The sequence below is a fragment of the Hydrocarboniphaga daqingensis genome (assembly GCF_900129825.1).
Lineage (GTDB): Bacteria > Pseudomonadota > Gammaproteobacteria > Nevskiales > Nevskiaceae > Hydrocarboniphaga > Hydrocarboniphaga daqingensis.
This window is the reverse complement of sequence record NZ_FQWZ01000006.1, coordinates 12771-27360: the sequence shown is the minus strand read 5'-3', so window position 1 is coordinate 27360 and position 14590 is coordinate 12771. Positions and strand designations below refer to the sequence as shown.

The following is a 14590-nucleotide window of genomic DNA, read 5'->3' as shown; positions in this document are numbered from 1 at the left end:
GTTAAGGCGCGCCGCGGCGCGCACGCAATCGATCCGCAGCCAATGGGCTGCGGACAGGACCGATCGATGAGACTCGAATACACCGACAAGCAGAACCGCTTCCGCGCCGAAGTGCGCGAGTGGCTGCGCGAGCATGTGCCGCGCGAACCGCTGAAGAGCTTCGACACCGAGGAGGGCTTTGCCCAGCACCGCGCCTGGGAGCGCACCTTGTCGACGGCCGGCTACTCGGCCGTGACCTGGCCCAAGGACATGGGCGGCCGCGGTACCGACCTCGTCGAATGGCTGATCTTCGAAGAGGAATACTGGTCGGCGGGCGCGCCACTGCGCGTCAATCAGAACGGCATCTTTCTGCTGGCGCCGACGCTGATGGAATACGGCACCGAGATTCAGAAGCGGATGATCCTGCCGCGAATGGCCACCGGCGAAGATGTCTGGGCGCAGGCCTGGTCCGAGCCCGGTGCCGGTTCCGACATGGCGGCGATCCGTAGCAAGGCGGTTCGCGACGGCGACCACTACGTGATCACCGGCCAGAAGACCTGGTCGACGCGCGCGGTGTTCGCCGACTGGGCGTTCGGCTTGTTCCGCACTGAGGAAGGCTCGCAGCGCCATCACGGGCTGACGTTCATCCTGTTTCCGCTGAATCTGCCGGGTATCACGCGTCGCCCGATCCGCCAGCTCAACGGGCTGCCGGGCTTTGCCGAAATCTTCATGGACGATGTGCGCGTGCCGGTGGCCTACCGGCTCGGCGAAGAAGGCGCGGGCTGGAATATCGCAATGGCCACGGCCGGCTTCGAGCGCGGCTTGATGCTGCGTTCGCCGGCGCGCTTCCAGCAGACCGCGCGCCTGCTGGCCGAGCTGCTGCGTCGCCATCCCGACCGCGCAGCGGCCGACCCGAGCCTGTGCGATGCCGTCACGCAAGCCTGGATGGGCGCCGAGGCTTACACGCTGGCGACGTATCGCACTGCGTGCCGGCTCGCCAAGGGCGGCCATATCGGCGCCGAAGCCAGCACCAACAAGATCTTCTGGTCCGAGCTGGATCTGCAGATGCACGAGACGGCGATGCGCATCCTCGGCGCGCGCGGCGAGCTGATGCCCGAAGCGCCCGATGCCGCCGGCACCGGCCAGTGGCTCGACGGCTTCCTGTTCGCACAAGCCGGCCCGATCTACGCCGGCACCAACGAGATTCAGCGCAACATCATTGCCGAGCGCATGCTCGGCCTGCCGCGATAAGGCGAGGTCATCATGGACTTTACATTCGACGACCAGCAGCTGGCGTTTCGCGATGCGATCCGCAAGTTTCTGATGGTGGAAGCAGCGCCCGAAATGCTGCGCGAAGTGTGGGAAACGCATAGCGGCCGCAGCGCCGAGTTGCGCGGCAAGCTCGCCGACCAAGGTTTGACGGCGCTATCGGTGCCCGAGGAATTCGGCGGCATCGGCCAGACCGATCTCGACTGGATTCTGGTGCATCAGGAACTCGGCTATTACGCGATTCCCGATTCGCTGACCGACACCGCGTATCTGGCGGTGTACCTGCTGAACAACATGCCCTGCGATCTGGCATTCAAGCGCCAGTGGCTGCCGCGCATCGCCGAAGGTCGTGCGCGGGTTGCGGTCGGGCATCCGCTGAACCCGCTGGTGTCCGACGCCGAAATGGCCGACCTGCTGTTGCTGTGGCACGACGACGAAGTGCACGCGCTGACGCGCGAGCAGGTCAAGCTGACCGCCAATGCCAGCATCGACATGTCGCGTCGCCTGTTCCGCGTCGAGTGGACGCCGAGCCGCGACACGCGCGTGTGCCCGGCATCGCCCGGGCGCGAACTGTGGGACGGCGTGCTCAACCGCGGCGCACTGGCGCTGTCGGCGCAGCTGCTGGGCCTGACACACCGGATGCTGGATCTTGGCGTCGACCACGCGGCGCAGCGCAAGCAGTTCGGCAAGCCGGTCGGCTCGTTCCAGGCCGTCAAGCACCATCTGGCCGACGTCGCGGTCAAGGCTGAATTCGCCGAGCCGGTGATCCATCGCGCGGCGTATGCCGTGGCCAACGAATGGCCGCAGCGCGCCACGTTCGTGTCGCAAGCCAAGCTGATGGCCGGTGAGGCAGCGCGCCTGTCGGCGCGCCACAGCATCCAGGTCCACGGCGCTATGGGCTACACCTGGGAGGCCGACCTGCAGATGTTCGTCAAGCGCGCCTGGGCTCTGGACAGCGCCTACGGCGACAGCATCTTCCACAAGCAGCGCGTCGCCGGGCAGGTGCTCGGCGTCGATGCTCGACTGGGCCCCGGCGAAAGCTTCGCTGGTGGCATCGAACGACCCATGAAAGGAATTCAATATGGCTGAAGCCTATATCGTCGACGCGATCCGCACGCCGACTGGCAAGCGTCGCGGCACGCTGTCTGCAATCCACGGTGCCGACCTCGGCGCGCACATTCTGAAGGCGCTGGTCGAGCGCAACGCGGCGATTCCGGCTGCTGACTACGACGACGTGGTGTTCGGCTGCCTCGATGCGATCGGCCCGCTGGCCGGCAACATCGCACGCACTTGCTGGCTTGCAGCGGGTTTGCCGCTGCACGTGCCCGGCGTGACGATCGACCGTCAGTGCGGCAGCTCGCAGCAGGCGATCCACTTTGCCGCGCAAGCGGTGATGAGCGGCACGCAGGACGTCGTCGTCGCCGGTGGCGTGCAGACGATGACGCAGATCCCGATCAGCAGCGCGATGATCGCGGCGCAGCCGCTGGGCTTCTCTGATCCGTTCTCCGGCAGCAAGGGCTGGGTCGAACGCTTCGGTACGCAGCCGGTGTCGCAGTTCGTCGGCGCGCAGATGATCGCCGACAAGTGGGAGATCAGCCGCGACGACATGGAGCGCTTCTCGCTGATGAGCCATCAGCGCGCGCGCAAGGCGATCGCCGAAGGCCGCTTCAAGCGCGAGATCGTGCCGATCAATGGCCTGGAGCACGACGAAACGACGCGCGATACGTCGATCGAGCAGATGCAGAAGCTCGAACCGCTGGCGCCGGGCGGCACGATCACCGCGGGTGTGTCGAGCCAGACCGGTGATGCCGCAGCAGCGGTGCTGATCGTGTCGGAAGCGGCGCTGAAGAAGTACGGCCTCAAGCCGCGCGCCCGCATTCACCACATCAGCGTCTACGCCGACGATCCGATCTTCATGCTGACGGCGCCGATCCCGGCGACGCGCGTGGCGATGCAGAAGGCGGGCATGAAGCTCAGCGACATCGACCTCGTCGAAATCAACGAAGCCTTCGCGCCGGTCGTGCTCGCGTGGCTCAAGGAGACCGGGTATCCGGTCGAGAAGACCAACGTCAACGGCGGCGGCATTGCGCTGGCGCATCCGCTGGGCGCCACCGGCGCCAAGCTGATGACGACGCTGCTGCACGAACTCGAGCGCACCGGCGGCCGCTATGGCCTGCAGACGATGTGCGAAGGCGGCGGTGTCGCCAACGTGACGATCATCGAGCGTCTGTAGCACGCGCCGTTTCCACATCGAAACCCCGCATCATCCGGAATCCTTACGACATGGGCATCTGCAACAACCGCAACATCATCGTCACCGGCGCCGGTGGCGGCCTGGGCCGCGCTTACGCGCACGCGCTGGCGGCTGAAGGCGCCGGCGTGATCGTCAACGACATCCGCCGCGAAGCCGCAGAAGCCGTCGTCGCCGAGGTCGTGGCGGCCGGCGGCAAGGCCGTGGCCAACAGCGATGACATCACCAGCATGGCCGGCGCCGAGGCGATCGTCGCCGCCGGCGTTAACGCATTCGGCGACGTGCACGGCGTCGTCAACAACGCCGGCATCGTTCGTGATCGCATGTTCGCGTCGCTGACCGAAGACGACTGGGACCTGGTGGTCAAGGTGCATCTGAAGGGCCATTTCTGCATCACGCAGACGCTGGTCAAGCGCTGGCGCGATCAGGTCAAGGCGGGCGTCAAGGTCGACGCGCGCATCGTCAACACCAGCTCCGGCGCGGGCCTGCAGGGCTCGGTCGGGCAGAGCAACTACGCCGCGGCCAAGGGCGGCATCGCGTCGCTGACGCTGGTGCAGGCGGCCGAGCTGGCGCGCTACGGCGTCACCGCCAACGCGCTGGCGCCGGCAGCACGCACCGGCATGACCGAGAAAGTGTTTGCCGACTTGATGGCACGCAAGGACGACGCGGCTTTCGACCACTACGCGCCGGAAAACGTCGCCCCGCTGGTCGTGTGGCTGTGCAGCCCGCTGTCGAAGGACGTCAGCGGCCGCGTGTTCGAAGTCGAAGGCGGCAAGGTGTCGGTCGCTGATGGCTGGCGTACCGGTGAAGTCGCCGACAAGCAGGCGCGCTGGAATCCCGAAGAGCTGACCGAGGTCATCCACGGTTTGATCGAGCGCGGCCGCAAACCGCAGAAGGTCTACGGCACGTGAGCGAGCCGCTGACGGCGCGCGACGCCGCGGCGTATCGTCACTGGACGCCACTGTCGGTGCGCTACGCCGACCTCGACACGCTCGGTCACGTCAGCAACAGCATCTACGGCTTCTACATCGAGGAGGGTCGCGCGTTCTACTTGCGCGAAATCGGGTTGTGGATACCCGATGCCGCCGTGCAGAACGTCGTCGCCCGGCTCGAGATCGACTTCATCCGCGAGCTGCGCTACCCGGCGACGCTGCGCGTTGGCTCGCGTATCGTCGCCGTCGGCCGTAGTTCCTATCAGGTCGGCAATGCGGTGTTTTGCGGCGATGTCTGTCATGCCACCGGCCTGTCGGTGCTGGTGCGCTGGGATACGCAGGCGCGCCGCTCGCTGCCGTTGGACGAAGCCGCGCTGGCCACGCTGCACGAACAGCGCCACCGCTGATACCCGGGCGCAGCCCTCGTCGTCCCATCGGATGAAGAGCCGGAAACGGCTCGGCCGAATAATGCACGGACCCGTTTAAGTCCCGGCATTTTTCGTGAACCTACAGCTCAACGACGACCAGCAGATGATCCGTGACGCGGCCGAGAGCTTTCTCGCCGATGTCAGCGATTCGGCCTCGGTACGGCGTGCGATGGAATCCAGCCTCGGCTATGACCGCAGCGTATGGGATCGCATTGCCGGCGAGCTGCAATGGTGCGGCTTGTCGATCCCCGAGGGCTATGGCGGCATGGGCCTGGGCCCGGTCGAGCAGACGCTGGTCATGGAAAGCATGGGCAAGCATCTGCTTTGCTCGCCTTACTTCGCCACCGTGACCTTGTCGGCGACGCTGATCGATGCGGCCGGCAGTGAAGCCGCACGCGAACGCTGGTTGCCACGCATTGCCGATGGCAGCCTGTGCATGACCGCGCCGCTGCCGTCGACGCTGCAGTGGCAGCAGGCTGCGACCCGCGTGCAAGCGCGCGCGCTTGCTGATGGCCGCTGGCAACTTGACGGCGAGATCGTGCGGATGCCGACCGCCGACAGCGTCGACACGCTGCTGGTGCTGGCCACGACGGCCGATGGCATCGGCATGTTTGCCGTGGACACCAAGGCCGATGGCGTGCGCGTTGATGCGCTCAATGGCTGGGATTTGACGCGCCGCTTTGCAAGCGTCCGCCTGACCGGCGTCGGCAGTGCACAACGCCTCGATGCCGACAGCGCCACGCTGCAGCAGGGCTTGCGTCGCGCCGCGGCACTGGTGCGCCTGTACCTGGCGGCCGAAGCGCTCGGCGGCGCCCAGCAGTGCCTGGACCTGACCGTGCGCTACGTTGGCGAGCGCAAGCAGTTCGGCCGCGTCGTCGGTGGCTTTCAGGCGGTCAAGCATCGCTGCGCCGAGATGATGGTGCGGATCGAAGCGCTGCGCTCGGCCGTGGCCGGTGCGGCAGAAGTGGCCGCGTCCACAACATCCGTCGAAGCGCTGGAATGCGAGACGGCGATGGCGCGGCAGCTCGCAGCCGATACGTATTTCTGGTGCGCCGGTGAAGCGATCCAGCTGCACGGTGGCGTTGGTTTTACCTGGGAATACGACCCGCAGCTGCATTTCAAGCGCGCGCAGGCCGCCACGCATTGGCTCGGCACCGCCGAAGCGCTGCGTGAGTGCATCGCCGGCTACGTGACCGCCGAAACGCCGCTGGACGCGGTGCGCCAGCCGGCGGCTGCCGGCGTGGCCGAAGACGAAGCCTTCCGCGCTGAGATCGCGACCTGGATGCGCACGCACCTGACGGGTCGGTTTGCGTCGCTGAAGCATCGCGGCGGCCCTGGCGATGAAGAAGCCGATCCCGAACTGCGCAAGGAGTGGGAGCGTGAACTGGCCAGTGGCGGCTGGACCGGCGTCGGCTGGCCGCGCGAGCACGGCGGGCGCGGGCTGTCGATCGCCCAGCAGGTGATCTTTCACGAGGAATACGCGCGTGCCGGTGGCCCCGGCCGCATGGGGCACATCGGCGAAGGCCTGACCGGCCCGACGCTGATCGAGTACGGCAGCGCCGAGCAGCAGCAGCGCTTCTTGCCGCAGATCATCGCCGGCCGCGAGTTCTGGGCGCAGGGCTATTCCGAGCCCAACGCCGGCTCCGACCTGGCCAACGTGCAGACGCGCTGCTGGCAGGTCGAAGACGGCAGCTGGCGCGTCAGTGGCCAGAAGATCTGGACCTCGCTGGCGCATGAGTCCGACTGGATCTTCGTGCTGGCGCGCAGCGAGCCCGGCTCGCGTGGCAACAAGGGGCTGACGTTCCTGCTGATGCCGCTGCGTCAGCCGGGCATCGAGATCCGGCCGATTCGCCAAATGGGCGGCGGCAGCGAATTCAACGAAGTGTTCTTCAACGAAGCGGTCGCCGAAGCCGGCCACATCGTCGGCAAGCCCGGCGATGGCTGGAAGGTAGCGATGGGCCTGCTCGAAGCCGAGCGTGGGACGTCGACGCTGGGTCAGCAGATGCAGTTCCTGCATGAGTTCGAGCGCGTGGTCGCGGCGATGCGCGCGCGCGGCAACCTCGGTGATGCGCTGCTGCGCCAGCGCCTGGCGCAGGCCTGGAGCGGCTTGCGCGTGATCCGCTACAACGCGCTGCGGATGCTCGGCGGCAATCGCGACATCGGCCTCAAGCGCGAAGCGCTGATCTACAAGTATCACTGGTCCAACTGGCATCGTGACCTGGGCAAGCTCGGCGCCGACGTGCTCGGCGATGCGGCCGATCTGGTGTCGGACGACGATGCGATCCGGCCATTGCAGCAGCTGTTCTACTTCTCGCGTGCCGACACGATTTACGCCGGCACCAACGAGATTCAACTCAACCTGATCGCCGAGCGCGGCTTGGGCCTGCCGCGTGAAGCGCGGCCGGCTGCCTGAGCGCGACCGAGTCCCCGACCGAGCCCCGATGCAATGAAAGCTGCTCCCGCTCCGAATACGCCGCGCAATCTGCTGCTCGGCAAATCCGTGCTGATCACCGCTGCCGCTGGCGGCGGTATCGGCTTTGCCACCGCGCAGCGCTGCTTGATGGAAGGCGCGCGCGGCATCGTCGTCGCTGACATCCATCCGCGCCGCACCGAAGAAGCCGCCGCCAAGCTCAAGGCCGAGTTCCCGGATCGCATCGTGCTGCACCATCTGGCCAACGTGACGCAGGAAGCCGACGTGCAAGCGCTGGTCGACTACGCCGAGCAGTCGCTGGGCGGTGTCGACGTGCTGGTCAACAACGCCGGCCTCGGCGGCACGCGCAAGCTGGTCGATATGCCCGACGACGAATGGCATCGCGTGCTAGACGTGACGCTGACCGGCACGATGCGGATGACGCGCGCGATGCTGCGCAAGATGCAGCCGCGCGGCGCGGGCGCGATCGTCAACAACGCCTCGGTGCTCGGCTGGCGCGCGCAGAAGGAACAGACGCATTACGCGGCGGCGAAGGCCGGCGTGATGGCGCTGACGCGCTGCGCGGCACTCGAAGCCGCTGATTACGGCATCCGCATCAACGCGGTATCGCCGTCGATCGTGTTTCACGACCATCTGCGCAAGACCTCGCCGGTGGAACTGCTCGAAGAGCTGGCCAGCCGCGAGGCGTTCGGTCGCGCGGCCGAAGCCTGGGAGATCGCCAACGTGATCGTGTTCCTGGCCTCGGACTATGCCTCGTATCTGGTCGGTGAAGTCATCAGCGCGTCGAGCCAGCGCGCCTAGTGGCGCCGCCCATTTTGAACCCTTGAGAATTCTGCGATGAGCAAACCTGTTTTTGCATCCACCGAATCGCTGCTTGCTGCGGTCGGCAGCACGCTGGGCACCAGCGACTGGCTGACGATCGAGCAGTCGCGCATTGATCTGTTTGCCGATGCCACCGACGATCACCAGTGGATTCACGTCGATGCCGAGCGCGCCAAGAGCGGCCCGTTCGGTGCGACGATCGCGCATGGCTATCTGACGCTGTCGCTGATGAGCTACTTCCTGCCGCAGTTGCTCGAAGTGCAGATGAAGATGGGCGTCAACTACGGCTGCGACAAGGTGCGCTTTCCGAACGCGGTGCGCGTCGGCAGCCGCGTGCGTGGCCATGGCCAGCTGATCGCGGCCGAAGCCACCAAGGACGGCGGCGTGCAGGCCACGATTCGCGTCACCGTCGAGATCGAAGGCCAGGACCGCCCGGCCTGCGTCGCCGACACGATCAGCCGCTATTACTTCTGAAGTCATTCACGCCATCGAGAATCGCCATGTCGAACACCGAAGCCGTCATCGTCTCCGCCGCCCGCACGCCGATCGGCCGCGCGTTCCGCGGCGCGTTCAACGATACCGAGGCGCCGGCGCTCGGCGGCCATGTGCTGCGTCACGCCTTGCAGCGTGCCGGTGTTACGGCTGAAGAGGTCGACGATGTGATCCTCGGCTGTGCGGCGCAGCAGGGCACGCAGGGCTACAACCTGGGCCGCCTGTGCGTGGCCACGGCCGGGCTGCCGAACACGGTTGCCGGCATGACGCTGGATCGCCAGTGCGGCTCGGGCATGCAGGCGATCGCGGTCGCCGCCAAGAACATCATCGTCGGTGAGCAGCGCATCGTGCTGGCCGGTGGTCTGGAATCGATATCGCTGGTGCAGAACGCGCACAAGAACAGCCACCGCTCGGTGTCCGAGGCGGTGCTCGCGGCCGACCCGACCGCGTACATCCCAATGATCGAAACCGCCGAGCTGGTCGCCGAGCGCTATGGCGTGTCGCGGCTGGCGCAGGACGAGTACGCACTGCAGAGCCAGCAGCGCACCGCAGCGGCACAGGCCGCCGGTCGCTTCAACGACGAAATCGTGCCGATGGCCTCGGTCAAGCAGCTCTACGACAAGGAAGGCAAGCCGACCGACAAGCAGAGCGTGCTGCTGGAGCGTGACGAGGGCAATCGCGCCGACACCACGCTGGAAAGCCTGCAGGCGCTCAAGCCGGTCTGGAAGAACGGCCGCTGGGTTGCTCAAGGCCAGCATGTGACGGCCGGCAATGCCTCGCAGCTGTCGGACGGCGCGGCCGCCGTGTTGCTGATGAGCCGCAGCGAGGCCGCTGCGCGCGGCCTGCAGCCGCTGGGCGTCTATCGTGGTATCGCCGTCGCCGGCTGCCGCGCCGACGAGATGGGCATCGGCCCGGTGTTCGCGGTGCCCAAGCTGCTCAAGCAGCATGGCCTGAGCGTGGCCGACATCGGCCTGTGGGAGCTCAACGAAGCCTTCGCCAGCCAGGTGCTGTACTGCCGCGACCAGCTCGGCATTCCCAACGATCGCCTCAACGTCGACGGCGGCGCGATCAGCATCGGCCACCCGTTCGGCATGTCCGGTGCCCGCATGGTGATGCATGCCTTGATCGAGGGGCGTCGTCGCGGCGTGCGCTACGTGGTCGTGACGATGTGCATCGGCGGCGGCATGGGCGCGGCCGGCCTGTTCGAGATCCCCGGCTGACGCGACATCGCGCCAGATGGCCTAATTTCGAGAAAACTCCGCCATAAATCGCGGTGATGGCCGCCTTCACGCGTATGGATGAGGCCGGCTCACCCGTCTGCAGCGACGATACCTGCAAGTGAGCAGAGCCGGCTGTCAGACCGGCGCGCTCGAGTTCGAGGAGATTGATGCATGGCCCGTACTGCGAATGCGATCGTCCATCCGGGACGTCAGCAGCCGACGTTGAATCCGCGCGGTGACTACTCCCCCGATGCACGCCTGCAATCGGTGCCTTCTGCCGTGCCGGCCGATGCGGGTTCGCCTGGGGTGCTCAGTGGCTGGCCAGCGTTGCTGCTGGCGGTGATCGTGGCGCTGGCGGCGGTCTACTCGTTTTCGCATCGGCCACTGCCGCCGTTTCCGCAGACGGCGACGCGCCCCGACGGTTTGCTGGTCACTGGCCTCGCGCAGTCGGGCGAGCGCACCGTGGCCGTTGGCGAACTGGGCCGCATCCTGATCGCCGACTCGCCCAATGGCCCGTGGCGCGAAGCGGTGGTCAAGCCGCAACGCGGCTCGACGTTCACGCGCGTGATCTTCACCGATGCCGATACGGCGATCGCGGTCGGCCACGACGGCTGGATCGTCCGCAGCACCGATCGCGGCCAGACCTGGAACGAAGTGGTGTTCGACCCGGAGCGCGGCGAAGCGGTGCTCGGCGTCGCCGGCCCGTTTGGCGGCAAGCTCTACGCCTACGGTGCGTTCGGGCAGTACCTGGTGTCCGACGACAACGGCGTCAACTGGCGTCACGAGCGTCACGCGGCCATCGGCGATCGTCACTTGTCGGCGATGACGCAGGCGGCTGACGGGTCGTTGCTGATCGTTGGCGAAACGGGCTTGATGGCGCGCTCGGCCGACCAAGGCCAGACCTGGGCCCGCTTGCCGGAGATCTACAAGGGTTCGTTCTACGGCGTGCAGCGTCTGCCGGACGACACGCTGCTGGTGTTCGGCATGCGCGGTAACGCGTTCATCAGCCGCGATAACGGCAGCACGTGGACGCGCAGCCGCATCGACGGCGGCCTGTCGCTGTACGACGCGGTGATCGACCCCGACGGCGCGGTGATTCTGGTGGGCGAAAACAGCACCGTGTTCCGCTCGACCGACAGCGGCGCCAGCTTCCGGCAGATTCTGGAAGGCGACCGCAAGCGCTACGCCAGCGTGTTGCCGCTGGCTCAGGGCAAGGGCTGGCTCGTTGCCGGCGAAGCGGGTATCGCCGTGCAGACGATGCCGGGCGAGGGTGCTGGCCAATGAGCAATGCGGCGCACGGTAACGCGGTCGATGGTTTCATCGAACGCACGGTTCACAAGTTCGCCGATCTGCTGATCGGCCTGCGTAATGTGTGGTCGGTGGTGTTTGTCGCCGCGACGCTGTTCTTCGGCTACAGCGCGACCAAGGTGCAACTCGATCCGGGGTTCCTGAAGCTGATCCCGGTGCAGCATGAATACATGCGCACGATGATGCACTACATGAAGGATTTCTCCGGCGCCAACACGCTGCTGGTGAACCTGCGCTGGAAGGGCGAAGGCGACATCTACAACCCTGAGTTCATGAAGGCGATGCAGGAGGCCACCGACGAGGTGTTCTTCATCCCCGGCATCAACCGCACCAAGGTGTCGTCGATCTTCACGCCGAACACGATCTACATCGAGATCACCGAAGAAGGCTTCAATGGTGAGCCGGTCGTGCCGGCGACGTTCTCGGCCACGCCCGAAGAACTGGAGCGAGTGCGTCACAACGTCGGCCTGTCGGGCCAGATCGGCCTGATCGTCGCCAACGATGGCAAGAGCGCGCTGGTGCGCGCCGACCTGCAGGACTACGACCCGAATGCGCCGGCCGACCAGCAGCGCGTCGATTACTGGGAAGTGCAGAAGAAGCTCGAAGAAATCCGCAACAAGTTCGAGAAGGGCAACGTCGAGGTCAACATCATCGGCTTCGCTCGTTTGCTCGGCGACGTGATCTACGGCCTGATCGGCGTGTTCGCGTTCTTTGGCCTGGCATTCGCGATCACCGTGGCGCTGCTGTACTGGTATACGCGCTCGGCGCGGATGACGGTCACGGCCGTGATCGTCGCGCTGCTGCCGGTGCTGTGGCTGATCGGCATCCTGCCGCTGATCGGCTTCGGCATCGACCCGATGTCGATTCTGGTGCCGTTCCTGATCTTCTCGATCGGCGTCAGCCACGCGGTGCAGATGACCAACGCCTGGCGCCAGGAAGTCTGCGCCGGCGCCAGCAGCGTCGAGGCCGCGCACGCTTCGTTCCGCAAGCTGTTCATCCCCGGCGCCGTCGCGCTGCTGACCAATGCGCTCGGCTTTGCGGTGATCATGTTCATCGACATCCCGATCGTGCACGAGCTGGGCATCACGGCCTGCCTCGGCGTGCTGCTGATGATCATCACCAACAAGATGATCCTGCCGATCATTCTGACGCACCTGAAGCTGGAAGAGAGCAGCGTCAAGCAGTCCACGCGCAGCGATTCACCGCGCATGGCGCGCCTCTGGGGCAGCATTGCCCGCTGCGCCGATCCGCGCTACTCGCTGTGGGTGTTCGGCGCCTGCCTGGTGCTGCTCGGCGTCAGCACCGTGCTGTCGCGCGGTCTGGTGATCGGTGACACCGGCCGCGGCGCACCGGAGCTGCGCGCCGACTCGCGCTATAACTACGACGACCGCGTGATCAACCAGAGCTACAACATCGGCACCGACGTGCTGACGGTGATCGTCGAAGCGCCCAACTTCGAAGGCGACAGCTGCCTGCAGTACCCGGTGATCAATCTGGTCGACCGCTTCGAGCTGTTCCTCAACGGTGTGTCCGGCGTGCAGTCGGTGACCAGCTCGGCCGGCATCGGCAAACTGGTGATCTCCAGCTTCAACGAAGGCAATCCGCGGATGCGAGCACTGCCCCGATCGCAGGTCGGGCTGTCGACCGGATCCAAGGGCTTCGATCCGAACCTGGGCATCAACAACGAAAGCTGTCGCGCCATCCAGGTGATGATCTTCATGAAGAACCACGAGGGCGCGACGATTGCCCACGTGATCTCGGAGATCAAGCGCTTCATCGCGCTGAACCCGACCGAAGGTGTGACGATGCGGCTGGCGTCGGGCAACGTCGGCGTGATGGCCGCGACCAACGAAGCGGTGTCGGCTGCCGAAGTGCGCATGCTGCTGGCGATCTTCGGTGCGCTGACGATCCTGTGCCTGATCACGTTCCGCAGCTGGCGCGCGGTGCTGTGCGTGATCGTGCCGCTGACGATCGTGTCGATCTTCTGCAACGCGCTGATGGCCTCGCTCGGCATTGGCCTGAAAGTCGCCACGCTGCCGGTGATCGCGCTGGGCGTCGGTGTCGGCGTCGACTACGGCATCTATCTATTCGAGCGCATCCAGCATCACATGCGCGACGAGGGCGTCAGCTTCGCGGCGGCATTCGAGAATGCGATGCGCGAACGCGGCAGCGCTGCTGTGTTCACGGCGATCACGATGGCGGTGGCCGTCGGCACCTGGACGCTGTCGGCGCTGAAGTTTCAGGCCGATATGGGCCTGCTGCTGAGTTTCATGTTCCTCGTCAACATGCTGGGCGCGATCTGCTTGCTGCCGGCGATGGGCAGCTGGCTGTTCCGCGTGACCTCGCCGCGCGCACCGCAGCCCGGTGCCGCACCGGTCGCACGCTGATCGCAGCGGCATGACGATGCGCACGGCGCTGGTCACCGGCGCCAGCCGCGGTATCGGCCGCGCGATCGCGCGTCGGCTGGCCGCGCAGCGCTGCCAGGTGATCGTCACCAGCAGCGAGCGCTCGGCTACGGCGCTCGATGAAACCGTGACGATGATCGTGCAGGCCGGCGGCCATGCGCAGGCGATCTGCTGCGATCTGGCCAACGACGCCGAGCGCGCCGATCTGATCGCCCGCGCCGCACCGCAGGGCCTCGATATTCTGGTCAACAACGCAGCCGGCATATCGGCCTACGCACCACCGAGCCGCATCGACCTGCGCGCACGCCGCGCGATGCTGGAGCTCAACCTTCACGCGCCGGTTGACCTGTGCCAGCAAGCGCTGCCCGGCATGCGCGAGCGCGGCTGGGGCCGCATCGTCAACATCAGCAGTGACATGGCAACGCAGACGCCGATCCCGTATCCGGGTCCGGCCCGGCAAATCCACGCACTCGGCTACTACGGCGTCAGCAAAGCAGCGCTGGATCGCTACACGCGTGCGCTGGCCGCCGAAATGACGTGTAGCGGCATCACCGTCAATGCGCTGCGCCCGGTGCGGATCGCGCTCAGCGAATCGGCGCAAGCGGTGGCCCGCGAAGTGGCGGCGACGCGACCCGAATGGTTGGAGCCGGTCGAGATGATGGCCGAAGCGGCCTGGCTGCTGATCGACCGTGGCCTGACCGGCGAGGTCACCGACAGCCGCGCCTTGCTGCAGCGATTGCAAGCACCGCTGCACGAGCTTGATGGCATCACCGTCCGCGGCGACGCCAGCACGGTTGAGCCATCGCTCTGAGCAAGCGGGCAACGATACGGCCCGGATTAGGTGGCTCAACCTAAGTCATTCGGACGGTCCTCATTCACCGTAGCCGCGATACCCGGCCCTGCCTGGGCTAGCGAGTGGGTCGGATCAATCTGGATGTAAGTGGAAACGTTTGAAAAGTCGCATCTGCTGCAATGCAGCACGTGGTTATAGATGCGCAGGATCCTGCGATCTAGTTCGATCAAGTCGGCACGGATTTTTCGGGGGAATAATGC

12 protein-coding genes and 1 pseudogene are annotated in these 14590 nt (G+C 66.2%); all 13 read left to right on the top strand.

Annotated elements, in window-relative coordinates:
* Nucleotides 1–66 precede the first annotated feature (66 nt).
* The 13 genes and pseudogenes from BUB09_RS12360 to BUB09_RS12305 all read left to right on the top strand — a co-directional run bounded on the left by BUB09_RS12360 (nt 67) and on the right by BUB09_RS12305 (nt 14348).
* Nucleotides 67–1230, top strand: coding sequence for an acyl-CoA dehydrogenase family protein (locus tag BUB09_RS12360; RefSeq protein ID WP_072898061.1), 1164 nt, complete (start codon nt 67–69; stop codon nt 1228–1230).
* 12 nt (nt 1231–1242) lie between these two features.
* Nucleotides 1243–2337 (top strand): acyl-CoA dehydrogenase family protein, encoded by a 1095-nt coding sequence (locus BUB09_RS12355; protein ID WP_072898060.1) that lies wholly within the window; start codon nt 1243–1245, stop codon nt 2335–2337.
* Nucleotides 2330–3481: an acetyl-CoA C-acetyltransferase gene (locus tag BUB09_RS12350; protein WP_072898059.1), complete on the top strand. Its 1152-nt coding sequence runs from the start codon at nt 2330–2332 to the stop codon at nt 3479–3481. Before BUB09_RS12355 ends, BUB09_RS12350 begins: the two co-directional genes overlap by 8 nt.
* Nucleotides 3482–3531: 50 nt before the next feature.
* Entirely contained in the window at nt 3532–4410 is an 879-nt protein-coding gene (locus BUB09_RS12345) for an SDR family oxidoreductase (RefSeq protein WP_072898058.1), read from the top strand.
* Nucleotides 4407–4838 carry an acyl-CoA thioesterase gene (locus BUB09_RS12340; protein ID WP_072898057.1) on the top strand — a complete coding sequence of 144 codons (432 nt, stop codon included), beginning with the start codon at nt 4407–4409 and terminating at the stop codon, nt 4836–4838. The genes BUB09_RS12345 and BUB09_RS12340 overlap by 4 nt, the downstream gene beginning before the upstream one ends.
* A gap of 124 nt (nt 4839–4962) precedes the next feature.
* Nucleotides 4963–6030: pseudogene (locus tag BUB09_RS17675) on the top strand (acyl-CoA dehydrogenase family protein); the annotation flags it as partial.
* Nucleotides 6031–6099: 69 nt separating this feature from the next.
* Nucleotides 6100–7272: an acyl-CoA dehydrogenase family protein gene (locus tag BUB09_RS17670; protein ID WP_366486452.1), complete on the top strand. Its 1173-nt coding sequence runs from the start codon at nt 6100–6102 to the stop codon at nt 7270–7272.
* A 33-nt stretch (nt 7273–7305) separates the two neighbouring features.
* On the top strand, nt 7306–8091 hold the full coding sequence (locus tag BUB09_RS12330; protein WP_072898055.1) for an SDR family oxidoreductase: 786 nt from the start codon (nt 7306–7308) through the stop codon (nt 8089–8091).
* 36 nt (nt 8092–8127) lie between these two features.
* Entirely contained in the window at nt 8128–8586 is a 459-nt protein-coding gene (locus BUB09_RS12325) for a MaoC family dehydratase (protein ID WP_072898054.1), read from the top strand.
* A gap of 26 nt (nt 8587–8612) precedes the next feature.
* A complete protein-coding gene (locus BUB09_RS12320; RefSeq protein ID WP_072898053.1) occupies nt 8613–9824 on the top strand; it encodes an acetyl-CoA C-acyltransferase in 1212 nt (403 codons plus the stop codon).
* A 171-nt stretch (nt 9825–9995) separates the two neighbouring features.
* Nucleotides 9996–11108, top strand: a complete 1113-nt coding sequence (locus BUB09_RS12315; RefSeq protein WP_084083397.1) for a beta propeller repeat protein — start codon at nt 9996–9998, stop codon at nt 11106–11108.
* The gene (locus BUB09_RS12310) at nt 11105–13519 is read left to right on the top strand and encodes an efflux RND transporter permease subunit (RefSeq protein WP_072898052.1); all 2415 of its coding nucleotides are present in this window, start codon (nt 11105–11107) and stop codon (nt 13517–13519) included. The genes BUB09_RS12315 and BUB09_RS12310 overlap by 4 nt, the downstream gene beginning before the upstream one ends.
* 10 nt (nt 13520–13529) lie before the next feature.
* Nucleotides 13530–14348 carry an SDR family NAD(P)-dependent oxidoreductase gene (locus BUB09_RS12305; RefSeq protein ID WP_072898051.1) on the top strand — a complete coding sequence of 273 codons (819 nt, stop codon included), beginning with the start codon at nt 13530–13532 and terminating at the stop codon, nt 14346–14348.
* Nucleotides 14349–14590 lie beyond the last annotated feature (242 nt).